This window comes from Aeromonas sp. DSM 116730 (assembly GCF_046581335.1).
In the GTDB taxonomy this organism is placed as follows: Bacteria; Pseudomonadota; Gammaproteobacteria; order Enterobacterales; family Aeromonadaceae; genus Aeromonas; species Aeromonas rivipollensis.
The window spans coordinates 3495217-3520324 of sequence record NZ_CP144265.1 but is presented as its reverse complement, the minus strand read 5'-3'; the positions used below and the strand labels follow the sequence as shown (position 1 = coordinate 3520324).

20 protein-coding genes and 2 pseudogenes are annotated in these 25108 nt (G+C 62.6%); 6 read left to right on the top strand and 16 right to left on the bottom strand.

The window, feature by feature from the left end:
* Positions 1 to 275: 275 nt before the first annotated feature.
* On the top strand, positions 276 to 1283 hold the full coding sequence (gene ansA / locus Aeroheme_RS16080; RefSeq protein WP_411166189.1) for an asparaginase: 1008 nt from the start codon (positions 276 to 278) through the stop codon (positions 1281 to 1283).
* Positions 1284 to 1613: 330 nt separating this feature from the next.
* On the opposite strand, the gene Aeroheme_RS16075 is transcribed toward ansA, so the two are convergent.
* Together Aeroheme_RS16075 and Aeroheme_RS16070 are read right to left on the bottom strand one after the other, a co-directional pair.
* The gene (locus Aeroheme_RS16075) at positions 1614 to 1892 is read right to left on the bottom strand and encodes a YeaC family protein (protein ID WP_025326001.1); all 279 of its coding nucleotides are present in this window, start codon (positions 1890 to 1892) and stop codon (positions 1614 to 1616) included.
* Between the two features lie 56 nt (positions 1893 to 1948).
* Entirely contained in the window at positions 1949 to 3382 is a 1434-nt protein-coding gene (locus tag Aeroheme_RS16070) for a glyceraldehyde-3-phosphate dehydrogenase (protein ID WP_303807438.1), read from the bottom strand.
* Positions 3383 to 3592: 210 nt separating this feature from the next.
* Between Aeroheme_RS16070 and Aeroheme_RS16065 the strand changes: the two genes are divergently transcribed.
* Together Aeroheme_RS16065 and Aeroheme_RS16060 are read left to right on the top strand one after the other, a co-directional pair.
* Entirely contained in the window at positions 3593 to 4396 is an 804-nt protein-coding gene (locus Aeroheme_RS16065; protein WP_289975875.1) for a DUF2989 domain-containing protein, read from the top strand.
* On the top strand, positions 4393 to 4950 hold the full coding sequence (locus Aeroheme_RS16060) for an NUDIX domain-containing protein (RefSeq protein ID WP_213345087.1): 558 nt from the start codon (positions 4393 to 4395) through the stop codon (positions 4948 to 4950). Before Aeroheme_RS16065 ends, Aeroheme_RS16060 begins: the two co-directional genes overlap by 4 nt.
* Positions 4951 to 5019: 69 nt before the next feature.
* Here Aeroheme_RS16060 and sppA read toward each other — a convergent pair whose 3' ends face one another.
* On the bottom strand, positions 5020 to 6864 hold the full coding sequence (gene sppA / locus Aeroheme_RS16055; protein WP_411166188.1) for a signal peptide peptidase SppA: 1845 nt from the start codon (positions 6862 to 6864) through the stop codon (positions 5020 to 5022).
* Positions 6865 to 7280: 416 nt separating this feature from the next.
* Here sppA and Aeroheme_RS16050 point away from each other — a divergent pair, with 416 nt between their 5' ends.
* Both Aeroheme_RS16050 and Aeroheme_RS16045 read left to right on the top strand, forming a co-directional pair.
* The gene (locus Aeroheme_RS16050; protein WP_411166187.1) at positions 7281 to 9308 is read left to right on the top strand and encodes an FAD-dependent oxidoreductase; all 2028 of its coding nucleotides are present in this window, start codon (positions 7281 to 7283) and stop codon (positions 9306 to 9308) included.
* A gap of 143 nt (positions 9309 to 9451) precedes the next feature.
* The gene (locus tag Aeroheme_RS16045) at positions 9452 to 10000 is read left to right on the top strand and encodes an NAD(P)H nitroreductase (protein ID WP_411166186.1); all 549 of its coding nucleotides are present in this window, start codon (positions 9452 to 9454) and stop codon (positions 9998 to 10000) included.
* Between the two features lie 382 nt (positions 10001 to 10382).
* Here Aeroheme_RS16045 and Aeroheme_RS16040 read toward each other — a convergent pair whose 3' ends face one another.
* The 3 genes from Aeroheme_RS16040 to Aeroheme_RS16030 all read right to left on the bottom strand — a co-directional run bounded on the left by Aeroheme_RS16040 (position 10383) and on the right by Aeroheme_RS16030 (position 13652).
* Positions 10383 to 10973, bottom strand: coding sequence for a sugar O-acetyltransferase (locus Aeroheme_RS16040; protein ID WP_411166185.1), 591 nt, complete (start codon positions 10971 to 10973; stop codon positions 10383 to 10385).
* Between the two features lie 264 nt (positions 10974 to 11237).
* Positions 11238 to 12116 (bottom strand): 50S ribosomal protein L11 methyltransferase, encoded by an 879-nt coding sequence (gene prmA, locus Aeroheme_RS16035; RefSeq protein ID WP_106887651.1) that lies wholly within the window; start codon positions 12114 to 12116, stop codon positions 11238 to 11240.
* 519 nt (positions 12117 to 12635) lie between these two features.
* On the bottom strand, positions 12636 to 13652 hold the full coding sequence (locus tag Aeroheme_RS16030) for a zinc-binding alcohol dehydrogenase family protein (RefSeq protein WP_411166184.1): 1017 nt from the start codon (positions 13650 to 13652) through the stop codon (positions 12636 to 12638).
* A 100-nt stretch (positions 13653 to 13752) separates the two neighbouring features.
* Between Aeroheme_RS16030 and Aeroheme_RS16025 the strand changes: the two genes are divergently transcribed.
* Complete coding sequence (locus Aeroheme_RS16025) at positions 13753 to 14625, top strand: LysR substrate-binding domain-containing protein (RefSeq protein ID WP_411166183.1); 873 nt, start codon at positions 13753 to 13755, stop codon at positions 14623 to 14625.
* Here Aeroheme_RS16025 and Aeroheme_RS16020 read toward each other — a convergent pair whose 3' ends face one another.
* The 10 genes and pseudogenes from Aeroheme_RS16020 to Aeroheme_RS15975 form a co-directional block, all read right to left on the bottom strand.
* Positions 14626 to 16050 (bottom strand): PTS transporter subunit EIIC, encoded by a 1425-nt coding sequence (locus Aeroheme_RS16020; protein WP_408777300.1) that lies wholly within the window; start codon positions 16048 to 16050, stop codon positions 14626 to 14628.
* 88 nt (positions 16051 to 16138) lie between these two features.
* On the bottom strand, positions 16139 to 17596 hold the full coding sequence (panF, locus tag Aeroheme_RS16015) for a sodium/pantothenate symporter (RefSeq protein ID WP_139745186.1): 1458 nt from the start codon (positions 17594 to 17596) through the stop codon (positions 16139 to 16141).
* A gap of 68 nt (positions 17597 to 17664) precedes the next feature.
* Positions 17665 to 17913, bottom strand: a complete 249-nt coding sequence (locus Aeroheme_RS16010; protein WP_411166182.1) for a YhdT family protein — start codon at positions 17911 to 17913, stop codon at positions 17665 to 17667.
* Between the two features lie 188 nt (positions 17914 to 18101).
* Positions 18102 to 19442, bottom strand: coding sequence for an acetyl-CoA carboxylase biotin carboxylase subunit (gene accC, locus Aeroheme_RS16005; RefSeq protein WP_005326556.1), 1341 nt, complete (start codon positions 19440 to 19442; stop codon positions 18102 to 18104).
* 15 nt (positions 19443 to 19457) lie between these two features.
* Positions 19458 to 19919, bottom strand: a complete 462-nt coding sequence (accB, locus tag Aeroheme_RS16000; protein WP_025326015.1) for an acetyl-CoA carboxylase biotin carboxyl carrier protein — start codon at positions 19917 to 19919, stop codon at positions 19458 to 19460.
* A 36-nt stretch (positions 19920 to 19955) separates the two neighbouring features.
* Positions 19956 to 20405, bottom strand: coding sequence for a type II 3-dehydroquinate dehydratase (gene aroQ, locus Aeroheme_RS15995; RefSeq protein WP_005326561.1), 450 nt, complete (start codon positions 20403 to 20405; stop codon positions 19956 to 19958).
* Between the two features lie 286 nt (positions 20406 to 20691).
* Positions 20692 to 22638, bottom strand: coding sequence for an acetate--CoA ligase (gene acs, locus Aeroheme_RS15990; protein WP_411166181.1), 1947 nt, complete (start codon positions 22636 to 22638; stop codon positions 20692 to 20694).
* Between the two features lie 200 nt (positions 22639 to 22838).
* A pseudogene (locus tag Aeroheme_RS15985) lies at positions 22839 to 24146 on the bottom strand (putative bifunctional diguanylate cyclase/phosphodiesterase); the annotation flags it as partial.
* A gap of 93 nt (positions 24147 to 24239) precedes the next feature.
* Positions 24240 to 24632 (bottom strand): annotated as a pseudogene (locus Aeroheme_RS15980) (PAS domain-containing protein); the annotation flags it as partial.
* A 106-nt stretch (positions 24633 to 24738) separates the two neighbouring features.
* Positions 24739 to 25107 (bottom strand): hypothetical protein, encoded by a 369-nt coding sequence (locus Aeroheme_RS15975; RefSeq protein ID WP_106887645.1) that lies wholly within the window; start codon positions 25105 to 25107, stop codon positions 24739 to 24741.
* Between the last annotated feature and the right edge of the window lies 1 nt (position 25108).

Below are 25108 nucleotides of genomic sequence, written 5' to 3'. Positions count from 1 at the left end.
CCAGATGACATTAATGAAAAATTCGCCGGATAGTAGCAAAAATCACCGTTTATATCCATGTTCATCATATTAATGCTCAAAACAGTGCATTAACCTAGCATTTAACACTATGTCCTGGGCGTGCTCCTGCCCGCAACAATGACTGCTGTCATTTGCAGCGGCAGTCTCTATAATTCGCCAGTTTCCCGCCCATGAGCGGAACCGGAATAGGAAGTGAAGGAACCGGTTGAACCTTGAATTGTCCGCCGGTTGTCAGTCCAGAGAGAGGAGAGGGTGTGAAGAAGTCTATCTATATCGCCTACACGGGCGGCACCATAGGGATGCAGCGTTCCGACCACGGTTATGTGCCGATGGCGGGTTTCATGGAAGATTGTCTGGCCCGGATGCCCGAGTTTCACCGGCCCGAGATGCCGGATTATCATATCCACGAATATGCCCCCCTCATCGACTCCTCCGACATGACCCCGGCGGACTGGCAGCGCATCGCCGAGGACATTCGTGACAACTACGAGCAGTACGACGGCTTCGTGATACTGCACGGCACCGACACCATGTCGTTCACCGCCTCGGCCCTCTCCTTCATGCTCGAAGATCTGCACAAGCCGGTCATCATCACCGGCTCCCAGATCCCGCTCGCCGAGCTGCGTTCAGACGGCCAGCAAAACCTGCTCAATGCGCTCTATATCGCGGCCAACTACCCGATCCACGAGGTGACGCTGTTTTTCAACAATCAGCTCTATCGCGGCAACCGCAGCAAGAAGGTGCACGCGGACGGCTTCCACGCCTTCGATTCGCCGAACTACCCGCCGCTGCTCAATGCCGGCATCGCCATCTCCCTGGAAGCGGGGGAGCTGGGCGTGTCGTCCGAGCGTCCGCTGGTGCTGCACGACATCACCCCCCAGCCCATCGGCGTGGTGACCCTCTATCCCGGCATCTCGGCCGAGGTGATCGCCAACATCTTGCAGCAGCCGGTGCGGGCGCTGATCCTGCTCTCCTTCGGGGTGGGCAATGCGCCGCAGAACCCGGCCATGCTGGCGCTGCTCTCCGAGGCCTCGGCCCGGGGCGTCATCATAGTCAACCTGAGCCAGTGCCTGCACGGCAAGGTCAACATGGGGGGCTATGCCACCGGCAACGCCCTCTCCCGTGCCGGTGTCATCTCGGGCTTTGACATGACAGCCGAGGCGGCGCTCACCAAGCTGCACTTCCTGCTGAGCCAGGATCTGCCGGCCCCGCGCATCCGCGAGCTGATGCAGCAGTCCCTGCGGGGCGAGCTGACTCCCTGACTGGTTTTCCCCTCACCCTAGCCCTCTCCCAGGGGGAGAGGGGATAGATCGAGGTGCTGTTGGCAGCGAGGCTCGCCACGAAGATTGCCGGCAGGTGGCCCGCTTACTATCCGCAGGCTGAGGACCTGCTCCCTTCTCCCCTGGCGGGAGAAGGGCTGGGGATGAGGGGGATATCCTCACCCGGCAGAGAGACAGGAAAAAAGAGGGGAGCCACTATGGCTCCCCTTTTTGCTGTGGCGTGCGAACCATGGCTCGCGGCAAGGCTCAGTGACTGAGATCGGTACGGACTATCTCTTCCTCATCGCGGTGCTTGGATGCTTGAGCTCGCCCTCAGTGACTGAGGTCGATCCTGACTATCTCTTCCTCATCGCGATACTGGCGCTTGAGCTCGCTCTTGCTCTTCATCACGATTTCGCCGTCGCGGCCTATGTTCATGTGCTCGGGATCGGCAAGGTGCATCGCCTGCCAGGCCATCACGGCCTGCAGGGAAGTGGCCTTCTGCTCCTCGGTGAGGGGCTGGCCGTCCGGCCACTTGCCCAGCTCGACCGCGGTCTTGAGCCGCTCGTACACTTCTTTGGGCATCTGCCCTATCACCTGTTGAAACGACATCGGCCTCTCCTTGCAAATTGAGCCATGAAGGGATCTGGCGGGCAGATCCTGGCGGACTATGCCGGTAGATCCTGGCGGACTACACCGGCCATCTGCTCCATCACCCGCACCACCTGACAACTGTACCCGAACTCGTTGTCATACCACACGTAAAGCACGCAGTGATCCCCCTCGGCTATGGTGGCCTGGGAGTCCACTATGCCCGCGAAGCGCGAACCCACCATGTCGGAGGAGACCAGCTCTGTGCTGGCGCTGTAATCGATCTGGCGATGGAGGGCCGAGCTCAGGGCCATCTGCTGCAGATAGGCGTTCAGGCTCTCCCGATCCGTGCCCTGCTCCAGCGACAGGTTGATGATGGCCAGCGACACATTGGGGGTCGGCACCCGGATGGCGTTGCCGGTCAGCTTGCCCTTGAGCTCGGGCAGCGCCTTGGCCACCGCCTTGGCGGCGCCTGTGCTGGTCATCACCATGTTGAGGGCTGCGCTGCGACCGCGGCGCTCGCCCTTGTGATAGTTGTCGATCAGGTTCTGATCGTTGGTATAGGAGTGCACCGTTTCCACGTGGCCGTGGCGGATGCCGTACTTGTCCTGCATCACCTTGAGCACGGGGGTGATGGCGTTGGTGGTGCAGGAGGCGGCAGAGATGATCTTGTCATCCGGGCCTATCACCTCGTGGTTGACCCCGAACACCACGTTCTTCATCTCCCCCTTGCCGGGGGCGGTCAGCAGCACACGGGCGGCGCCGCGCGCCTTGAGGTGCTCGGACAGACCCGCCTCGTCGCGCCAGACCCCGGTGTTGTCGACGATCAGCGCATTGTCGATGCCATAGGCGGTGTAGTCGATGTCGGCAGGGCTGTTTGCATAGATCACCTGGATGAAGGTGCCGTTGGCGATGATGGCGCTGCGCTCGTTATCCACCTCGATGGAGCCGTTGAAGGGACCGTGCACCGAGTCGCGGCGCAGCAGGCTGGCGCGTTTCTCCAGATCTCCTTCGCGACCGCCACGCACGACTATGGCGCGCAGGCGCAGGGAGTTGGCGGCGCCGGTGCGCTCGATCAGCAGCCTGGCCAGCAGGCGGCCGATGCGGCCAAAGCCGTAGAGCACCACGTCGGTCGGGGCGGGCACTGAATTGCGGTTCAGGGCCGGGGCCAGCTTGGCACGCAGGTAGTCGTCTATGCCGGCTTCATCCTGGTGATCCTGCCAGTAACCCACCGCCAGCTTGCCGAGATCGACTTCGGCGGCGGTCGGGTTCAGGGCGACCATGGCCTGGAGCAGGGGGAAGCTTTGCTGGATGGGGAGGGGAGTGCCCTGGTGGCGGCGAACGACCCTGTGGGCCTTGAGGATGTCGATGGTGGAGGCGTTCTGCAGGGGGCGCCCGTAGAGGGTGATTTCTATCCCTTGCTGTCGGTAGAGGCGACCAATCAAGGGCTGCATGGCTTCGGCGAGCTCCTGGCTCTCCTGCCACGCCTGCAAGTAGTGCTCGTGGGTCATTAACCAGATCCTTTATTTCACGTTGTTGAAGCAAGTTGCCTGGGCAAATTGAAATTCGTCGAATGCAGATCAGTGTAGGGCTGACGGTTTCGTTATATTATTCTGCAGTCGCGGCCTTATACGGCGCGCGCATTGTAATGGATATGTAGCCTGTTTGCTAGTTGGCGGTGGCCAGGGCGGGTTGCGATTGTTACCAACCAGATGTGAACCATGACCCTATTCTCACAGCGTCCGTTACTGCTCCCCCTCGCCTGTTGTCTGACGCTGATGGCCTGCGATGACGACAGGATCCACAACATCTGCACCCAGTCTCCGGCGCTCTGTGCGGATCTGGTGGACGACGGCTGGTGTCGCCATGAGCGCAGCGATGTCATCCGCGCCCGCTACTACCTCCAGGAGGAGGGCACGGACAGGCACAGGTACGAGCTGATGCGTGACCTGGAGCGTTACCTCCAGTGCGCCGAACACTCCACCAACATCGAATACAAGCGGGCCCGCGAGCAGAAGAGCCCCAGGGTGGAGGGCATGCTGGCCGCCGGCGCTCAGCTGGAGCAGCTGGATGCCCAGACCCGTGGCTCCCAGGATCCCTATCTGCTGCTCTGGCACTGGACCAACAACACCAATCCAGCGGCCCGTGCCAGCTTCCTGGCGCTGGAAGGCACCCCCGCCCTCGAGGAGCCGGAGTTGCAGCTGGCCCTGGGGGGCATCTATGCCAAGAGCGAGCCCCAGAAGGCCATCGCCCTGATGCATCACGCCCTCTCCCTCTATGGGGAAGGGGACAAGGTCAACAGCCGGATCCTCACCGCCCTCAGCACCCTCTACATGGGGCAGAAGGCGTTTGATCTGGCCTATCAGTGGGGCAAGGTGAGCGAGTCGTTTCAGGAGACCCCCGAGGTCTCGTCCACCCGCCTCGGGATCTACCACGCCATCGGCAAGGAGCAGCAGGAGAGGCTGGATCAGGCGGCCGCCACCATAGTCGAGGCGCTCAGACAAGGGAGCTACCAGGCCCCATGATACCGCTGCCATCCGGCGCCCTTGAGTGGGCCCATGCCTTCGACATCCGCCTCGTCCATGGTCAGGTTCCCTGCGAGGGGAGGGTGCTCGAGCGGACCACGGTCAGGGCCGTGGTGATGCGCGGGGATGAACTGCTGCTGGTGCACTCTCGCGTCAACGGGGATCTCATGTTCCCCGGGGGCGGCATAGAGGCGGGGGAGTGCCACCATACGGCCCTGGCCCGGGAGCTGCGGGAAGAGTGCGGCGCCGAGCTGGTGGCCGTGGGTCTGCTGCTCGGGCAGACCCGGGAGTTTCGCGCCGCCCGCGAGGCCGACTATGACGCCTACTGCATTCGCTCCTTCTATTACCTCTGCCAGGTGGGGGAGGACTGGTGCGAGCCGCACCCCCAGCCCTACGAGATACGTCTTGGCTTCACTCCGGGCTGGTTTGCCCTGGAAGAGGCCCTGCAGACCAACAAGACCCAGCTGGCCGGCCCTTGCCCCCAGTGGACGGTGCGCGAGACCCGGGTGCTGGCCGAGTTGCAGCACTGGGCAGAGGCCGGGTTGCTGAGCTGACAGCAAGGCGTTACCAAGACAAATAAACCGCCATTCGGCGGTTTATTTGTTTTCGGCACACTGTCAGTCTCAGGGCACGCAGACCGGGCAGAAGGCGTAGGTGCCTTGCGGGTCATTGAAGCGGGTCAGCGGATCCAGGCTGCGGTTCATCTCCACCAGCGCCTTGCCCAATCCTGCGGGCAGCCAGCTTTGCAGGTGCGGGGCCAGCGCCTGGGCGCTGCTGTCAAACAGCTCGCGCAGGAACTTGTCCCTTGCCGACTCTTCCGGCGCTATGGGGGTGACCTGCCAGCTCTTGAGGTTGGCGAGCTCGGCGGCGGCCTTGAGGGCGTCGTCCAGGTTACCAAACTCGTCAACCAGCCCCAGCTCCTTGGCATCCTGACCTGTCCAGACCCGGCCTTCGGCGGCTTTCTCCGCCTCTTCCGGGCTCAGGCCACGGCCCTTGCCGACCAGACCGACGAAGCGCTGATAGGTGTCTTCCACGCTCAGCTGGATGGCCTGACCGACGTGCTCCGGCAGGGCGCGGGTCAGCCCGACCCCCACGAAGTCGGTGGTGCCGACGCCGTCGGTGTGCACCCCGTACTGGGAGAGCGCCTTGTCGATGGTGGCGAACATGCCGAACACCCCGATGGAGCCGGTGAGTGTGGTGGGGGAGGCGAAGATCTTGTCCGCATCGGCGGAGATCCAGTAGCCACCGGAGGCGGCGTAGCTGCCCATGGAGATGACCACCGGCTTGCCCGCCTGTTTCAGGGCCAGCAGCTCGGCGCGGATCTGCTCGGCGGCGAAGGCGCTGCCCCCCGGGCTGTCGACCCGCAGTACCACGGCTTTGACCAGCTCGTCACGGCGGGCCTCGGCCAGCAGCTCGGCGAGGCTGTCACCGCCTATGGTGCCGGCGGGTTGCACCCCGTCCATGATGGCGCCGCTGGCGGTGATGAGTCCCACCTCGTCCTTGCCGCTCTGGGGATATTGCTCGGGGATGGCGGCCAGATACTCTTTCAGCCCGACCCCTTTCCAGCCGTGATCCTCGCTCTCGCCCACCTCCTTGATGACCGCCTGGGTCATCTCGTCGCGGGTGGCGAGCTGATCCACCAGACCGTTGTCGAGGGCGTAGCTGGCGGCATTGCCACCGGCCTTGCGCAGCAGCTCGAGGAAGTGATCCTTGTCTGGCGCGACCGCATCGGGCTCTATCTCCCGTTGCTCGGCCACGTCGGTGACATAGGATTGCCACAGCTGATCCAGCCAGCGCTGGTTCGCCTCCTTGCTCTCGGGGGACATCTCGTCACGGGTATAGGGCTCGACGAAGGATTTGTAGGTGCCGACCTTGAACACATGGGGGGTGACGTTGAGCTTCTCCAGCGCCGACTTGAAGTAGGTCTGGTAGACCCCAAAGCCTTCGATCAGCACGGCGCCGCTCTGGTTGAGCAGCACGTGATCGGCATGGGCGGCGAGCAGGTAGGCGCCCTGGCTGTAGTAGTCGGCCATGGCGATGACCGGCTTGCCGCTCTCCTTGAATGCGTCTATGGCGCTCGCCACCTCCTGCAGCTTGGAGAGGCTGGCCCCCTGCAGTCCCTGGGGCTTGATCACCAGCGCCTTGATGCGATCGTCATCTCCCGCGCTCTTGATGGCCCACAGCAGGTCGGAGAGGACGATTTCACTGGGCTGATCGTCGCTTTTCTCCATCTGTCTCAGCAGCTGCACCGTCGGATCGGTTTGGGTGCGTTGTTCCACCAGTACGCCGGCGAGATTGAGGGTGAGGGCGCCCTCTATGGGGGTGCTGGGGGTCTCGCTCTGGTTGAGGCTGAAGGCGATGACCAGCACGACGATGAGAAACAGCAGATTGACCAGCATCAAGCGGGTAAAGTTGAGCAGACGCCAGAGGCTGCGAAACAGCCACCCCAGACCTTTGAAAATAGACATAGCCGTGCTAACGCCCTGTTAATGGGTAGAGAAGGGCATTATTAACCAGTTGACCCGCCAATTGCCATTTTCGCTTGGCCGCGATCGCTCCCCCTGGCTTCGGGATACGGCTGTTCGCTGAAAAAATGTCCAAACATTTGTTTGAAAAAGAAATTTCGATTCTTTACTCTAGCCTCAATTTGATAACAAAAAATTAACTGGAGGCCCTGTGAGCCGCTACCCGACGTTGCTGACCCCCCGCTGTCCCCTCTTGCGTCACCATGTGCTGGCGGCATCCTGTGTGTCTGCCTCGAAAAGGAGTGCATCATGAGCCTTTATCCAACGCTGCTGACTCCCCTGGATCTCGGTTTTACCCAGTTGAAGAACCGGGTCTTGCATATGGATTCCTGCGTGCCGGCCTCGAAAAGGAGTGCGTCATGAGTCTATATCCAACGCTGCTGACCCCCCTGGATCTCGGTTTTACCCAGCTAAAAAACCGTGTGCTGATGGGCTCCATGCATACCGGCCTCGAGGAGGAGAAGGGGGGCTTTGACAAGCTGGCCGCCTTCTATGCCGAGCGCGCTCGCGGCGGTGTCGGCCTCATAGTCACCGGCGGCATAGCGCCGAATCTGCGGGGGCGCCTGGTGCCCCATGGCTCCCAGCTCAGCTTCCCCTGGCAGGTCGCCAAGCACAAGAAGGTGACCGGCGCCGTGCATCAGGAGGGGGGCAAGATAGCCCTGCAGATCCTCCATGCCGGTCGCTATGCCTACCATCCGTTCAGCCTGGCACCGAGCGCCATCAGGGCCCCCATCTCTCCGTTCAAGCCGCGGGCCATGAGCGAGCGGCAGATCCGTGGCACCATACGGGACTTCGCCTCGACCGCGGCCCTCGCCAAGGCCGCCGGCTATGACGGTGTCGAGGTGATGGGGTCGGAAGGCTATCTCATCAACCAGTTCATCTGCGAGCGCACCAACCTGCGCAGCGACGGCTGGGGCGGCAGCAGCGAAAACCGCATGCGCTTCCCGCTGGAAATAGTGCGGGCCATTCGCGAGCGGGTCGGCACCGACTTCATCATCATCTTCCGTCTCTCCATGCTGGATCTGGTGGAGAAGGGCTCCTCCCTGGAGGAGGTGATAGCGCTCGGGAAAGCGCTGGAGCAAGCCGGGGTTAGCCTCATCAACACCGGCATCGGCTGGCACGAGGCGCGCATCCCCACCATAGCCACCAGCGTGCCGCGGGGCGCCTTCAGCTGGGTGACCGCCGAGCTGAAAAAGCACCTCACAGTGCCGCTTATCACCACCAACCGCATCAACACCCCCGAGGTGGCCGAGCGCATCCTGGCGCAGGGGGAGGCGGACATGGTCTCCATGGCGCGCCCCTTCCTGGCGGATCCCGAGTTTGTCATCAAGGCCGCCGAGAACCGGGCGGACGAGATCAACACCTGCATCGCCTGCAACCAGGCCTGCCTCGATCACGTGTTCAAGCAAAAACGTGCCTCCTGCCTGGTCAATCCCCGCGCCTGTTTCGAGACCGAGCTGACGTTTGGCCGGGTGCCCCAGCCCAAGAAACTGGCGGTGGTGGGGGCCGGGCCGGCCGGGCTGGCGTTCGCCTGCTACGCCGCCGAGCGTGGCCATCAGGTGAGCCTGTTCGATCAGGCGCCGACCATAGGCGGCCAGTTCAACTTCGCCAAGCAGATCCCGGGCAAGGAGGAGTTTCATGAGACCCTGCGCTACTTCGCCAGACGGCTGGAGAAGTGCGGCGTCGAGCTCTATCTCGGCCAGCGCCAGAGCGCCGAGAGCCTGCTTGGCGGCGGTTTTGACGAGGTGATCCTCGCCACCGGCATTCGCCCGCGCACCCCCAACATCCCAGGGATCGAGCATCCCAAGGTATTGAACTACCTCGATGTATTGCGCGATGGCAAGCCGGTTGGCCAGAAGGTGGCGGTGATCGGGGCTGGCGGCATCGGCTTCGACGTGGCCGAGTTCCTGGTGGAGAAGAAGGCGGAGGGGAGCGCGGATCATCATCGCGATCACTGGCTCAGGGAGTGGGGCATCGACAAGAGCCTGGGTGAGCGCGGCGGCCTGATCAAGCCCGAGATAGACGCTCCCGAGCGCCAGATCTGGTTGCTCCAGCGCAAGGAGAGCAAGGTGGGGGATGGCCTGGGCAAGACCACAGGCTGGATCCACAGAACCGTGCTCAAGAACCGCAAGGTGCAGATGCTCCCCGGCGTGCAGTACCTGCGCATCGACGACGAGGGGCTGCACATCCAGGTGGGTGAGGCCAGGCAGTGCCTGCCGGTGGATCAGGTGATCATCTGCGCCGGGCAAGAGCCCCTGCGGGAGCTGCAGGCCGGTCTACAGGCGGCGGGCAAGCCGGTGCACATCATAGGCGGTGCCGACGTGGCGGCGGAGCTGGACGCCAAGCGGGCCATCCGCCAGGGGGCCGAGCTGGCGTCCGTTATCTAGCGCCCTGGCCTTGGCTGACTGCATGATGATAACCCCCTGACTATCAGGGGGTTTCTATTGGTGGCGCGGGCTGGCCCTGGCTGTGCTCCCCTTCGGGCTGTGCTAAGGTAGCGCCATCATTGCCCCCTGATAAGGAACTGACCATGGATGCCCTCTCCCTGTTACTCAACCGCCACTCCTGTGGCCGTCTGACCACCCCGGCCCCGAGTGGCGAGGTGCTCGACAATATTCTGAAGGCCGGCCTGCGGGCACCGGATCACGGCACCCTGACCCCCTGGCAGTTCATCCTGTTTGAAGGGGAGGGGCGCGAGCGACTGGGGGCCCTGCTGGCGGACGCGGCTCGCGCCCGCGGCGAGGACGACGAGAGCATCAAGAAGTGCAATGAGGCGCCTCTGCGAGCGCCCCTGGTGGTGGCCGTCGCGACTCGCTATCAGGCACACCCCAAGGTGCCCAGGCTGGAGCAGGAGCTTTCTGCCGGCTGCGCCCTGATGGCGATGCAGATGGCGGCCCAGGCACAGGGGGTCAACGGCATCTGGCGCTCCGGCTGGTTCATCTTCGACGAGGTGATCAATCAGGGGTTGGGGCTGGCACCGGACGATCAACTGGTGGGCTTCCTCTACCTGGGCACCCCCATGCTGGAGGCGCGCAAGCTGCGCGAGTTGCCTATCGCTGACTTCGTGCGTCGCTTCTAAGCCAGGGACAGTGCAGAAAGGCCCTGATTATTCAGGGCTTTTTTATTTACCCCAAAATGATGGCAGGCTGTACTGATAAATGGAAACTTGCCAAGGGGGAGTTCGGGCTTGCCTGGGAATTTTTTGAATAGTGAGAGGCTGTTCTCAATCCTGGTTGATTACCCTACGTAAAACGTTTGCGCCCCGTTATTATCCCACTGCCAGTTTAGAAGGTGACCCCTTCTAATTTTCTGCGATGAGAGTCGCAATTCCGTAGCACCTTTTTACAGCCCAACGTCGTTATGACATTGGGCTTTATTTTTATCGGCGGTTTTCTGCTTCAGCCCCAGCCCATCTGGGCGGCCTCTTTTTACCGTCTTACGGGCCTTGATGATATCGGGCTTTATGTTGATGGGCATTTTTGCCCCTGGCTCTCGGTCACTGGCATCTTGTCCCTGGCGGGCAGGATGCGGGCCGGATTGCCCACCACCCGGGCTCCGGCCGGGACGTCTCTGGTCACCACGGCGCCTGCGCCGACTATGGCCTCCCGCCCTATGGTGATCCCAGGCAGCAGTATGGCGCCACCGCCGATCCAGACCCTGTCTTCTATGGTGACCGGCAGCGCCGTCTCTACCCCCTGGATGCGCTCATCGGCGTCCAGGGCGTGGGCGGCGGTATAGATCTGCACGTTCGGCCCTATCATGACGTCCGTGCCGATGCGGATAGGCGCGTTGTCCAGCAGGGTGGCCCCCATGTTGATGTAGCTGCGCTCGCCAAGATGGATGTGGCGGCCATAGGTGCAGTAGAGGGGCGGGCAGATAAAGGCGTTTTCTGCCAGTTCACCGACGATCTCTTTGAGCTGCGCCAGCTGCTCCTCCTCGTCCGCGCGATTGAGGCTGCGATAGCGGCGCGCCGTCTCCCGGCGCAGGAGATCCAGCTCCGGGGCCATGCAGTTGTAGGGCTGGCTGGCTAGCATCTTTTCGTAGTCGGTCATGGCTGGGTCTCAATGGGGTGGAGGGGGAGAGGATAAGCCATCAACGGACAGAGAAGCGTGAAGCTCTCCCCAGAGTGGGCAGAAGGGTGCACTGTTGGCGCCGGGAAACGACAAGGGCACCCTGGGGTGCCCTTGTTGATCTGCAGTAGCAGGTATAGAGGATGACTGTTGTTATCAGCCGTGCTTGCGGTCGATAAGTTGGCAGCCTCTTGCAATCAGCCGTGCTTGCGGCCGCAGTGTTGCCACAGTGATGGCCTCCTGCAATCAGTCGTGCTTGCGGCCTGAGAGGCGGCACCACTCTTCCTTCACTGCGGTCGGGTCCATGTCGAACCACTGGCCGTAGATGGTCTCCAGCTCCGGGGCCTGGCTCTCCAGCACGCCGGAGAGGGCCATCAGGCTGCCGGGCTTGCCGTGGCCGGCGATAAGCGGCGCCAGCTCGCGCAGCGGGCCGGCCAGTATGTTGGCCACCACCACGTCGGCCTCGACGTCTTGCGGCTGGTCGGCAGGCAGATAGAGCTCGATCTGGCCGGCGACGCCGTTGCGCTCGGCGTTGTCATGGCTGGCCTGGATGGCCTGCGGATCTATGTCGATGCCGATGACACGGGCGGCGCCCAGCTTCAGGGCGGCGATGCCGAGGATGCCGGAGCCGCAACCGAAGTCGACCACAGTCTTGCCGGCCAGATCCAGCCCGTCCAGCCACTGCAGGCAGAGCGCCGTGGTGGGGTGGGTGCCGGTACCGAAGGCCAGACCCGGATCCAGCATGACGTTGACCGCATCCGGGTTCGGCACGTCGCGCCAGCTTGGGCAGATCCAGAGCCGCTCACCGAACTGCATGGGGTGGAAGTGATCCATCCACTCGCGCACCCAGTCCTTGTCTTCCAGCTGCTCGACCTTGTAGCCGACGTCTTCCCCGAAGATCTGCTGGAAGAAGGCGATGGTGGGCGCCGGATCGGTTTCGGCATCGAACAGCCCCATCACCTCGGTCTCGCCCCAGAGCGGCGTTTCACCAGGCAGCGGCTCGTAAACGGGCACATCCTGGGCATCCATAAAGGTCACCGCCTGGGCTCCACGCCCCAGCAGCATGTTGCTCACCTTGTCCGCGGTCTTGGCGGTGGCGTTGATTCGAATTTGTATCCAGGGCATGGGGTCGACTCTTCATAAATGTGAAACCGCGGGATTCTATCATCATGGGCCTGTGCTGTCGTGGTTTGCCCATGATGGGATGGGGAAGGAAGGCAACTCTGCCAAGTTGGCACGGTTAATGTATTCCTTACAGGGTGACGGGAAGCAACTTGTTCCCGCTGAATGCTTTGCTCTATTAAGTTCCGTCATCTTTTTCAGCCACCTTAGGGTGGCTTTTTTTATGCCGGTGCGCCGAAAAACGGTCATTTTGCGGGTAAAAGCAGACATTGGCACGCAATCTGCAAAGTTACACATGTCCTGCATAAGGATATGTGTGTGATTGTTACCCCAACGTTCAGGTTTTGAGGGCCATCCCGGCGGGATGGCCTCTTTTTTATGGTTTTTTCGGGGGGAAGGCCCCGCTAGGGGCGCAGATTGGCGGCGGGGCTGTGCACTCTTGGGGCTTGTCACTGGTGATCTCACCCCATGATGGTGCATTTTTTACCTATAAGGGAATAGGTTGCATGGCTGCAGGGAGGCTTAGCTGGCGAAGTCGCTCATGTCGATCACCAGCTTGCCCACCATGCGGCCTGCTTCCAGCTCGCGATGGGCCTGTGCCAGGCTGGCCGGGGTCAGTTCGGGCAGGGTACGAGTGAGCGTGCTCTTGAGCACCCCTTGGTTCAGCAGGGCGGCGACCCGGCCGAGCAGCTTGTGCTGCTCTATCATGTCCGGGGTCTGGAACAGGGAGCGGGTAAACATGAACTCCTGGCTGAAGGTGACGCTCTTGGCCTTGAGCAGACCCAGATCCCAGGGCTCGCTGGACTCGGCGATGGTGCAGATGTGGCCGAAGGGGCGAATGAGGCTCGCCATGGCGTTCCAGTGCTGCTCGGTGGCATTGGTGCAGAAGATGGCATCGAGCTGGCTGATGCCAAGGCCGGCCAGCTCTTCTTGCAGCTTGTGATGACTCACTACCTGGTGGGCGCCCATGGCCAGGCACCAGTCACGGGTTTCAGGCCGGGAGGCGGTGGCGATCACTTCCATCTTGGTGAGCTGGCGGGCCAGCTGGATGGCGATGGATCCGACGCCGCCGGCGCCACCTATGATAAGCAGTCGCCCCTCGCTTTCGCTGGTGAGGCCGATGCGCTCAAACAGAGTTTCCCAAGCGGTGATGGCGGTGAGCGGCAGGGCGGCGGCTTCCAGATCGCTCAGGTTCTTGGGGGCGAGGGCGGCGATGCGCTCATCCACCAGCTGCAGGGCACTGTTGCTGCCGGGGCGGCTGATGTCGCCGGCATACCAGACTCTGTCCCCCGCTTTGAACAGGGTTACCTCGTGGCCGACGGCCACCACTTCCCCCACGGCATCCCAGCCCAGCACGCGGGGCGTGGCTTCAACCTTGGCCTTGGGGGCGCGCACCTTGGTGTCGACCGGGTTGATGGAGGTGGCCTTGACCCTTACCAGCAGGTCGCGCGGGCCCGGGGTCGGATCCGGCAGCTCGGTCTCGATGAAGCAGTGGAGGTGATCGCTTGGCAGATAGTGGGTGAGGGCGATGGCTTTCATGGCAGTTCCTTTCAAATCGGTATGAGTGGGATTGCCAGAGAGTCTAGTCTGGTTGATTATTCAGATTAAGATGGGTAATTGGGACAGACTGTTTGTATATATGAACAATGTCGAACTGGAGTTGATGGGGCTGTTCGCTACCGTGGTGGAGCAGGGCAGTTTTACCGGGGCGGCCGAAGTGCTCGGCATGCCCAAGTCCTCGGTGAGCCAGAAGATCTCGCGCCTCGAGTCCCAGCTCGGGGTGCGGCTGTTGCAGCGCACCACCCGCAGACTGAGCCTGACCCCCCAGGGAGAGGTCTATGTGGAGCATTGCCAGTCCCTGCTGGCCCTGGCGAGAAGCGCCAATCTGGCCATGGCCAGGTTGCGCTCGGCCCCGGCGGGCCGGGTGCGGATCACAGCCCCCGAGGCCACGGGCACCCTGCTGCTTGGCCGGATCCTGGCCCAGTTTCGCGCCCTCTACCCCGAAGTGGTACTGGAGTTGACCCTGAGTGACGAGCAGCTGGATCTGGTGGGGGAGGGTTACGATCTGGCGCTGCGGGCGGCGCCGCTGAAAGACTCCAGCCTCATCTGCCGGCGGATCGGCCAGGTGGCACGCCATCTGGTGGCGGCCCCGGGTTATCTGGCGAGCCACGGCATGCCGCAACAATTGACGGAGCTGGGGGGCCATGCCTGCCTGGTGCATGGGGCGCTGCCGGTGTGGCCACTTCAGGAGGGGGGCTGGCGACCTCAGGGTGCCTGCCTCAGCAACAGCCTGCTGGCGCTGAGGGAGCTGGCGCTCCACGAGGGGGGAATAGCCCTGTTGCCGGATCACGTCTGCCGGGAGGATCTGGCGGCGGGGCGCCTGCTGAAGGTGCTGCCGGATCACCCCATACCGCCCAATCCCTTCTACCTCATCTACCCGAGCCGCGAGCACCTGGCGCCCGCCCTGCGCAGCCTGATGGACTTCGTCGCCGAAAGGCTGCCCTTCGCCTGATCAGCGGTGCTGGCTGAGGGGGGCCTGACCGGGTTCGAGACCGAGGGGGACCGACTGGCGCTCTGCCAGCATGCGGATCTGCCCCTCGATGAGGCCGGCGTTGGGGCCCAGCACCAGCACTAGCTGATGCTCGTTCAGGACTATCCAGGAGAGGCAGCCGAGCCTGGCCAGACGGGACTGATCCACCAGGGCCATCTCCCGCACCCGCAGGCTGAGCCTGGTCAGGCAGACGCTCATGGCCTGCAGGTTGTCCATGCCCCCCAGCATCTTGAGGTACTGGATGGCCAGCATCTGCGGATCCGTGGGGGCCACGGCCGCGAGCTGGGGCAGATCCTCGGCGATGGGCTTGCTCGGCAGGCTGAGGGGGGCGTATTCAAGCAGCCGGGAGAAGACCAGGGCATAGATGACGAAGAACAGTATGCCGAGGGGAATGAGCCAGAAACTGTGCTCACCCGAGCCGTAGCTGAGCACCAGATCCAGCAGCCCGGCGGAGAAGTAACTGCCCACCTGGATGCCGAGCCCGCTGCAGATGGCCAGCGACAGCCCGGTCAGCAGGGCATGGGCCAGGAACAGCCAGGGGGCGGTGAAGGCGAACAGGAATTCGATGGGTTCGGTGATCCCCACCAGGGCCGAGGTGAGTGCCAGGGTGAGCAGCAAGCCCCCCTGCGGCAGGCGCCGCATCCGCTGGCGATGGAGCCAGATGGCAAAACAGGCGCCGGGCAGACCAAACATGATGACGGGATAGAGACCCGCCACATAGCCCTCGTGCAGCGGCTGGGCGGCGGAGAGCGCCTGCAGGTTGCTCTCCCCCAGCCCCATCAGGCTGCCCAGCACCTGGTGCAGGCCGAGGGGGATCAGCAGCCGGTTCAGCACGCCGTAGCAGAAGGCGCCAAACGGCGTGGTGAGGAGATCGGAGGCGAGCAGGGTGATGCCTTGCTCCAGCAGGGGCCAGAGCAGGGCCAGAGGCACGACCAGCAGCAGGCTGGCCAGGGCCGAGAGCAGCAGGCCGGGCAGCTCCTCCTGCAGCGGTCGCAACCAGCCGGGGAGGGAGAGGTTGCGGGTCCAGGAGCAGACCATGGCCGTGGTCAGGCCCGCCAGCAGGCCGCAGATCATGTCCGCATGGAGGCCGGGTTGCAGGGTGGCGAGCGCCGAGCTCAGCAGCAGGAAGTTGACAGCGCCAGCCAGGGCCTGTGCCCCTTGCCCCTGTCGGCTCAGCCCGAAGGCGATGGCTACCGCATAGATGAGCGGCATCTGACTGAAGAGGGCGCGTCCGGCCAGGGAGAGCACCGCCAGATCCAGCACGTCCGGCTGGCCGAGCCGATAGAGCAGGGCCGCCAGCGGCAGAATGGAAACGGGCAGCAACAGGGCATAACCGAGCCGTTGCAGGGACTGGGTCAGGATCTTTCTGGCGTTCTGAACTGGCATAAGGGCGCGGCATTTTGTGACGTGGCGCACATTTTACCCACTCGCACCCATTTGGGAATAGGTGCGAGTCCCTTTATTGGCCCCTTTCTTATTTCTGATCAAACAATCGGCGAACCGACTGATCCGGGGGCGGGGTCAGCAGGCTGACCAGGATGAAGGCCACCAGCCCGAGCCCCAGGCTGGGCACTATGGCATGCAGGCCGGCCAGCTTGATCCCCCACTGACTCAAGGCCCCGTAGCAGACAATGCCTGACACCATGCTGGCCAGTGCCCCGGGGCCATTGGCCCGCGACCAGTAGAGGCCGAGCACCAGGGGCCAGAGGAAGACCGCCTGCAGACCGCCGAAGGCGAGCAGGTTGAGCCAGATGATCATCTCTGGCGGCTGCAACGCCGCCAGCAGCACTAGCGTGCCGAGGATCAGGGTGCAGAGCAGGGAGAGCCGTGGAATGCGTACCTCCAGCTTTTCTTGGCGAGGATTGAGGTAGTTGAGGTAGAGATCCTTGACCAGGGTCGCCGAGGCCTGGATCAGCTGGGAGTCGATGGTGGACATGATGGCCGCCATCGGCGCTGCCAGGAAGACCCCCGCCAGCCAGGGGGGCAGCACTTCCATCATCAGGGAGGGCATGATCTTGTCCGGGCTGTCCATGCCGGGCAGGATGGCGCGGCCCAGGGCGCCGGCGAGGTGCATGCCCAGCATCAGCAGGGCGCTGACTACTGTGCCGATGAGGATGCCTCTGTGCAGCGCCTTGCTGTCGCGGTAGCCGAAGCAGCGCAGGGCCGAGTGGGGCAGCCCCACCACACCGACGCAGACCAGGATCCAGAAGCTCAGCATGAAGGGTTGGGTCAGCATGTCACCGGCCCCGGTCGGGCTCACCAGCTTGGGATCTATCACCTTGAGCTGGTGGATGAGGTTCGGCAGGCCGTCACCGGCAATCAGTATCCCCGCCAGCAGGGCTCCCGTGCCTATCAGCATGATGATGCCTTGCAGGGCATCCGTCATCACCACGGCGCGAAAGCCGCCGATCACCGTGTAGAGCAGCACGCAGCTGGCAAACAGGAAGAGCCCCTGCTGGTAGCTGAGGCCGGTGGCGGTTTCCAGCAGGCGGGCGCCGCCGATGAACTGCACCACCATGGTGGCGATAAAGGCGAGGATGATGGTCACCGAGCCCAGCACCACCACCCACTTGCTGCGGTAGCGGGCCCACAGCATGTCGTTGATGGTCACCGCATTGACCCGACGGGCTATGATGGCGAACTTCTTGCCAAGCACCCCCAGGGTGAGCCAGACGGTGGGCAGCTGGATCATCGCCAGCAGCACCCAGCCCAGGCCTATCTTGTAGGCGGCGCCCGGCCCGCCGATGAAGGAGGAGGCCGAGGTGTAGGTGGCCACTAGCGTCATGGCCAGCACCAGGCCGCCCATGCTGCGGTTGCCGATGAAGTACTCCTGCACGAAGTCACCACCGGCGCGGTGGCGACCGGCCCAGAAGCCGACCCCCAGCACCAGCACCAGGTAGATGACGAGGGGGAGCATCAACTCAAGATTCATGGGGGGACTCCTGGGTGTCCAGCGAGACGTCGGTAAACCGGTGGTCCGTCATGGATTCGCAGCTCGGCTCAGGATTCATGGGGAGGCTCTTCGGTGTCGAGAGGTATGTCGATGAAGAGGCGGTCCACCATGAGCGCGCACAGGCCGATAAACAGCAGTGGCATCAGCATGCAGCTGAGCAGGAACCAGAGCGGCATATCCCAGAGTTCCAGCTCTTCCGGGATGAAATAAGCGCTGCCATACCAGGCAACGAAATAGAGCAGGGTCAGCAGCAGACAGAGGGCTGCTTCCCGACGGGCGAGCGCGAAACGATTCACCTTGGCCTCCGACAATTTTGAGGGGCGCAAGGATAACAAAAAAGGGCCATGTCGCCATGGCCCTTTTTTCGTTGCCGATCCGGAGGGACCGGACAATCTCTGTTGACGAGTCCTTACAGACCCAACTTCTTGTGCAGATGGTGGCTGTTAATGCCACAGTGCGGCAAGTTATCGGGTCCTGGCACCTCTTACAGACCCAACTTCTTGTGCAGGTAGTGGATGTTGGTACCACCGTGCTGGAAGTTCTCGTCCTTCATGATCTCTTTTTGCAGGGCGATGTTGGTCTTGATCCCTTCCACCACCAGCTCGTCGAGAGAGTGACGCATGCGGGCGATGGCGATGTCACGGTTCTCGCCGTAACAGATCAGCTTGCCGATCATGGAATCGTAGTAGGGCGGCACCTTGTAACCCGCATAGATGTGGGATTCCCAACGCACACCCAGACCACCCGGCGCGTGGAAGCGCTGGATGAGACCTGGAGACGGCATGAAGGTGGCCGGATCTTCGGCGTTGATCCGGCATTCGATGGCATGGCCACGGATGCGGATGTCCTGCTGGGTGATCGACAGGGGCTGACCGGCGGCGATGCGCAGCTGCTCCTTGATGAGATCCACACCGGTGACCATCTCGGTGACCGGGTGTTCGACCTGGATCCGGGTGTTCATCTCGATGAAGTAGAACTCGCCGTTCTCGTACAGGAACTCGAAAGTACCGGCACCGCGGTAGCCGATTTCCAGACAGGCGCGCACGCAGCGCTCACCGATGAACTTGCGCATCTCTTCGGTGATGCCGGGTGCCGGCGCCTCTTCCACCACCTTCTGGTGACGGCGCTGCATGGAGCAGTCCCGCTCACCCAGATAGAGGGCGGTACCCTGGCCATCTGCCAGCACCTGGATCTCGATGTGGCGCGGGTTCTCCAGGTATTTCTCCATGTAGACCATGTCGTTCTTGAAGAACTGGCCCGCTTCGGATTTGGTCAGGGCGATGGCGGCGGCCAGCTCTGACTCGTTGCGCACCACGCGCATGCCACGACCACCACCGCCACCGGCGGCCTTGATGATCACGGGGTAGCCGATCCGCTTGGCGATGGTGGCGTTGCGCTTGGCATCGTTGTCCACCGGGCCGTCGGAGCCGGGTACGCAGGGTACGCCTGCCTTCTTCATCGCCTCGATGGCGGAAACCTTGTCACCCATCAGGCGAATGGTTTCGGCGCGCGGGCCTATGAAGATGAAGCCGGATTTCTCGACCACTTCGGCAAAGTCGGCGTTCTCGGAGAGGAAGCCGTAGCCCGGGTGGATGGCGACGGCACCGGTCACCTCGGCGGCGGCTATGATGGCCGGCACATTGAGGTAGGACTCACCGCTGGCGGGTTTGCCGATACAGATGGTTTCGTCGGCCAGGAGCACATGCTTGAGCTCCCGATCGGCAGTGGAGTGAACGGCCACTGTCTTGATCCCGAGCTCTTTGCAGGCGCGCAGGATCCGCAGGGCAATTTCACCGCGGTTGGCGATGACTACTTTGTCCAACATGGGTGGCGTCTTCCCTTATTCGATGATGAACAGCGGCTCGTCAAATTCGACGGCCTGACCATTTTCAACCAGGATCGCTTTGATCACACCGGCCTTGTCAGACTCGATTTGGTTCATCATTTTCATGGCTTCGACGATGCACAGGGTATCGCCGACATTGACGTGCTGACCGACTTCCACGAACGGCTTGGCTTCCGGGCTGGAGGAGCGGTAGAAGGAGCCCACCATGGGGGAGCGCATCAGATGGCCACTCGGGGCGGCATCGGCAGCAGGGGCAGCGGCCTGTGCGGCAGCAGCGACCGGAGCGGCGGCTTGTTGAACCTGTGCCGGCTGCATCATCATCTGCGGGGCAACGCTAACCTGGCCGGAGAAATTACGGCTGATGCGAACGGACTCTTCCCCTTCGGAGATTTCCAGCTCGGCGATGCCGGACTCTTCAACCAGTTCAATCAGCTTCTTGATTTTGCGGATATCCATTAGCATTCTCTTTCTTCTTTATCTGATCAGTGATTATCAAGCCGCGCGCAATTGATGCACGGCCGCGGTTAAAGCGAATTGGTAGCCATCGGCACCCAGCCCACAAATGACCCCCTTGGCGACATCAGACAGATAGGAGTGATGACGGAAGGGTTCCCTGGCATGAACGTTTGACAGGTGAACCTCGATAAAGGGGATGGCAACGCCCAGCAGGGCATCGCGCAGGGCGACGCTGGTGTGGGTGAAGGCGGCCGGGTTGATGATGATAAAATCCACCTGGCCCATGGCCTGATGGATGCGGCCGACCAACTCATGTTCGGCATTGGATTGCAGGTGTTCCAGGGTGACACCGAGTTCGTTGGCGTACTGGCTCAGATCGGCGACGATCTCATCGAGCGTCTTGCTGCCGTAGATTCCCGGCTCCCGCTTGCCCAGCAGATTCAGGTTGGGACCGTTGAGCAGGAGAATTCGGTGATGTTGCGACATATTGAGTACATCCTCGATGATTATGCTGCTATCTATCAGCTATCTGTGGACCACCAAAAATCTAGCCACTTTCTGCACAATTCGGTGTGCCCTGGCACACAGATTTCGCAATTATATTGATTTCGTGAAAATTAGCAGCATTTTACTGGTCTAATCTCTACATCTGGCCATTTATTGAGCATGTTGGTGCGCGGAGCCGCTCTGCCGCAACGCCCGCCTCTTCAGGCTTTCCAGACACGACAAAGCCGGCACAAGGCCGGCTTTGTCGATCAGCAAACTAAGGGGATCAGGCCGCTTCCGACTTCTCGCGGATAAGTTTGTCCACGACGCCCGGATCCGCCAGGGTGGAGATATCCCCCAGGCTGTCGGTCTCGCCGGTGGCGATCTTGCGCAGTATCCGGCGCATGATCTTGCCGGAACGGGTCTTGGGCAGGCCCTCGGCCCAGTGGATCACGTCCGGGGTGGCGATGGCGCCAATTTCCTTGCGGACCCACTCCTTCACCTCTTTATGCAGCTCGCGGCTCGGCTCCTCCCCGGCGATCAGGGTGACATAGGCGTAGATGCCCTGGCCCTTGATCTCGTGGGGCACCCCCACCACAGCCGCTTCGGCAATTTTGGGATGGGAGACCAGCGCCGATTCAATTTCGGCTGTGCCCATGCGGTGGCCCGAGACGTTCAGTACATCATCCACTCGCCCCGTGATCCAGTAGTAACCATCCTGGTCGCGACGGGCGCCGTCGCCGGTGAAGTAGCGACCCGGGAAGGTGGAGAAGTAGGTCTGCTCGAAGCGCTCGTGATCGCCGAACACGGTGCGCATCTGACCTGGCCAGGAGTCGGTGATCACCAGGTTGCCCTCGGTGGCCCCCTCCAGCGGCTCGCCCATGTTGTCCACCAGCGCCGGCTGCACCCCGAAGAAGGGACGGGTGGCCGAGCCTGGCTTGAGATCGGTGACGCCGGGCAGCGGGCTGATGAGGATGCCGCCGGTCTCGGTCTGCCACCAGGTGTCGACTATGGGGCAGCGCTCGTCGCCTATGGTGCGGTAGTACCACTCCCAGGCTTCCGGGTTGATGGGTTCTCCCACAGAGCCCATGATGCGCAGGCTGGCACGGGAGGTGCCTTCGATGGCCTCCTTGCCCTTGGCCATCAGGGCGCGGATGGCGGTGGGGGCGGTATAGAGGATGCTGACCTGGTGCTTGTCCACCACCTGGCTCATGCGGTTGGTGGCCGGGTAGTTGGGCACCCCTTCGAACATGAGGGTGGTGGCGCCGTTGGCGAGCGGCCCGTAGACCAGGTAGGAGTGACCCGTGACCCAGCCCACGTCGGCGGTACACCAGTAGATGTCCTCTTCGTGATAGTCGAACACGTACTTGAAGGTGAGGGCGGCGTAGACCAGGTAGCCGCCCGTGGTGTGCAGCACTCCCTTGGGCTTGCCGGTGGAGCCCGAGGTGTAGAGCACGAACAGGGGATCCTCGGCGCCCATGGCTTCGGGCGGGCAATCCGGGCTGGCAGCGGCGACGGCGTCGTGCCACCAGATGTCCCTGTGGTCATGCCAGGCGACCTTGCCGCCGGTGCGTTTGAGGACGATCACCTTGTTGACCCGGGTATCCGGGTGGGTGAGCGCCTCATCCACGTTCTTCTTGAGGGGGATGGGGCGGCCGCCGCGCAGGCCCTCGTCGGCTGTGATGACGATGGAGGAGCCCGAGTCTATGATGCGACCCGAGAGGGCCTCCGGCGAGAAGCCGCCGAAGACGATGCTGTGCACGGCGCCGATGCGGGTACAGGCCAGCATGGCGATGGCCGCCTCCGGCACCATGGGCATGTAGAGGCAGACCATGTCGCCGCGCTTGACCCCTTGGGCTTTGAGCACGTTGGCAAACTTGCACACCTCGCCGTGGAGCTCGCGATAGGTCAGCTTGCGATCCTCGGCCGGGTTGTCCCCTTCCCAGATGATGGCGACCTTGTCACCCCGCTCGGCGAGATGGCGATCCAGGCAGTTGGCCGAGACGTTGAGCAGGCCATCCTCGTACCATTTGATGGAGACGTGGCCCGGATCGTAGGAGGTGTTCTTGACACGGGTGTAGGGGGTCATCCAGTCGAGGATCTTGCCCTGCTCCCCCCAGAAGGCGTCCGGGTTCTGTACCGACGCCTGGTACATGGCTTCATAACCTTCCTTGTCCAGCAGGGCGTCGCTACCTATGTGGGCCTTGACCGGATAGACCTTGCTCTCGCTCATCTCTCACTCCTGTGAATACATTTTTGTAATGATTGAGTAACAACTTATACCTTTGGCACGGGAGGGCAATTAGACTTTTGGATAGCGACGAGAGGAGGAGGGGCGCCTGTGAACAGGCCCTGACGGGAGCAAGCTGAAAGGAATAAAGAGAAGGGAGCCTGGTGCTCCCTTCTTCATTGGATCCCTTGAGGCGGCCGTTGTCAGCGCTGGGGGGCGAGCATGGAGGTCATGTGGGGTTCTGACAGGGGGTGGCTGAACAGGTAGCCCTGGCCCTCCTCGCAGCGCAGAGACTGCAAGAACTGGCGCTGGGGCTGGGTCTCTATGCCTTCCGCCGTGACCGCCATGCCGAGGCTGTCGGCCAGGCTGACTATGGTGCGGCACAGCTCCCGGCTGTGCTTGTCGTCGGGCAGCGCCTGCACGAAGGCCCTGTCTATCTTGATGCGGTCTATGGGCAGGCTTTTGAGCAGGCTCAGGGAGGAGAAGCCGGTGCCAAAGTCGTCGATGGCGATCTGCACTCCCAGCGCCTTGAGGCGGGTAAAGAGACTCAGGCTCTGATCCACGCTCTGGATGATGCTCTCGGTGACCTCTATCTCCAGCCGCTCTGCCGGGAAGCCGGTCTGCGCCAGGATGGCGGTGACCCTGTCCACGTAGTCGGGGGAGCGCATCTCCCTGACCGACACATTGACGGACAACCTGGGCACGGCGAACCCCTCCGCCAGCCACCGCTGTCCCTGCTGGCAAGCGGTGCGCATCACCCATTCCCCCAACTGCTCAATCAGACCGCACTCCTCGGCCACCGGAATGAAGCGGGCGGGAGAAATCATACCCTCGCTCGGGTGCTGCCAGCGCACCAGGGCCTCGAGGCCGCTGAGGCTGTCATTGGCGAGATCCGTCATGGGCTGGTACAGCAGGCGGAACTGCTGCTGCTCCATGGCTTTGATCAGCCCCTGCTCCAGGGCCATCCGCTCCCTCATCTGGGTCATCATGTCGGGAGAGTAGAACAGATAGCCGTTGCGGCCCCGGCGCTTGGCCTCATGCATGGCATTGTCCGCCGCACTGATGAGGCTGTCCGGGGTCAGGCCATGTTCCGGGTAGAGGGCGACGCCTATGCTGGCCGAGAGCCTCACCCGCTCCTGCCCTATGTCGGCCGGATCGTGGAGCCTGTGTTGCAGCCGCTCGATCAGCCCCACCAGATCCTGGGGCTGCCGGATGTCGGGAAGCAGCACCAGGAACTCGTCTGCGCCTAGCCGGGTGGCGAGATCCCCCGGGCGCAGACTGTGGCGGATGCGCTGTGCCAGCAGCTTGAGCAGCAGATCCCCGGCGCTGTGTCCCAGGTTGTCGTTGATCAGCTTGAAGCCGTCGAGATCGATGAACAGCAGGGCGAGGGCCTGCTTGTTCAGGCGGGCCGTCTCTATCTCCAGTTCGAGCCGCTCCTGCAACAGGTTGCGGTTGCCAAGATCGGTGAGGGGGTCGTGATAGGAGAGGTGGTGGAGCCTGGCTTCCGCCTGGTAGAGCCGCTGTGCGTGCTGGCTGCTGGCCTCCTGGATCTCCCCGGTGAAGCGAGTCACGCCCAGGTAGGCGCGGGGATCCTGGGTGAGATCGCGGGCGATGAGGAAGATGCCATTGAAGATCCCAGCGGCATCCATCAGGGGGCTGCAGCTCATCTGCCAGCGCCTCGGCCCGCCGGGACGGGAGACATGAATGCAGCCCAGATCCAGCTCTGCCCGGGGGGCGCCATGGAGCAATTGCTTGAGCCGAGGGAGCAGCATGGGGGCCTGGGCCGGCGTGATGTCGAACAGCGTCTTGCCGAGGTGATCCCCCTGGGCCAGACCGCTCAGCTCGGTGAAGATACCGTTGACGCCACGGCACCTGAAGTCACGATCGAAGACCCCTATCCCAAAGGGTGCCAGCTCGAACAGTTGTTGCCATTCATGAAGGGATAACGGGCCTGACAAATGCAGTGTCTGAACCGATTCGGGTAGCACTTTTTCCATGGAGGCTCCTGAATTGATTTCTTTGTCATTTAGACGACTGTGTCAGTATGGCAGGAAGTTTCAAGAGGGAGAAAAAGTCTGGGAGTGATGCTAAATCAACGGGATGTCAGCCTTTCTGGCGGCCGAATGCCTGAATGCCGCGCACCAATACCAGCCAGCCGAGCAGGTGGAACGGCAGGGCCAGCAGGTAGAGCAGCAGGAAGTGCGACTCGCTGCCGCTGCTGTTGATGAAGTCTATCCAGGCCACCAGCAGGGTCAGCATGCCCGCTATCTGGAAGCGGCGGCGCAGCACCACCTCAACGCCGAGATTAGCGAGGTAGAGGGTGAGCAGAATGCCGGCAAAGCCGGTGAGCTGGGCGGCGCCGTACAGTTCCCTGTCCGGGTGAAACAGCAGGACGGCGAGGGGGGTCAGGCCCTGATCCAGCGGGATCAGGGCCAGCAGCCAGCATGCAATAAGAAGCAGGGCTGTTTTCATG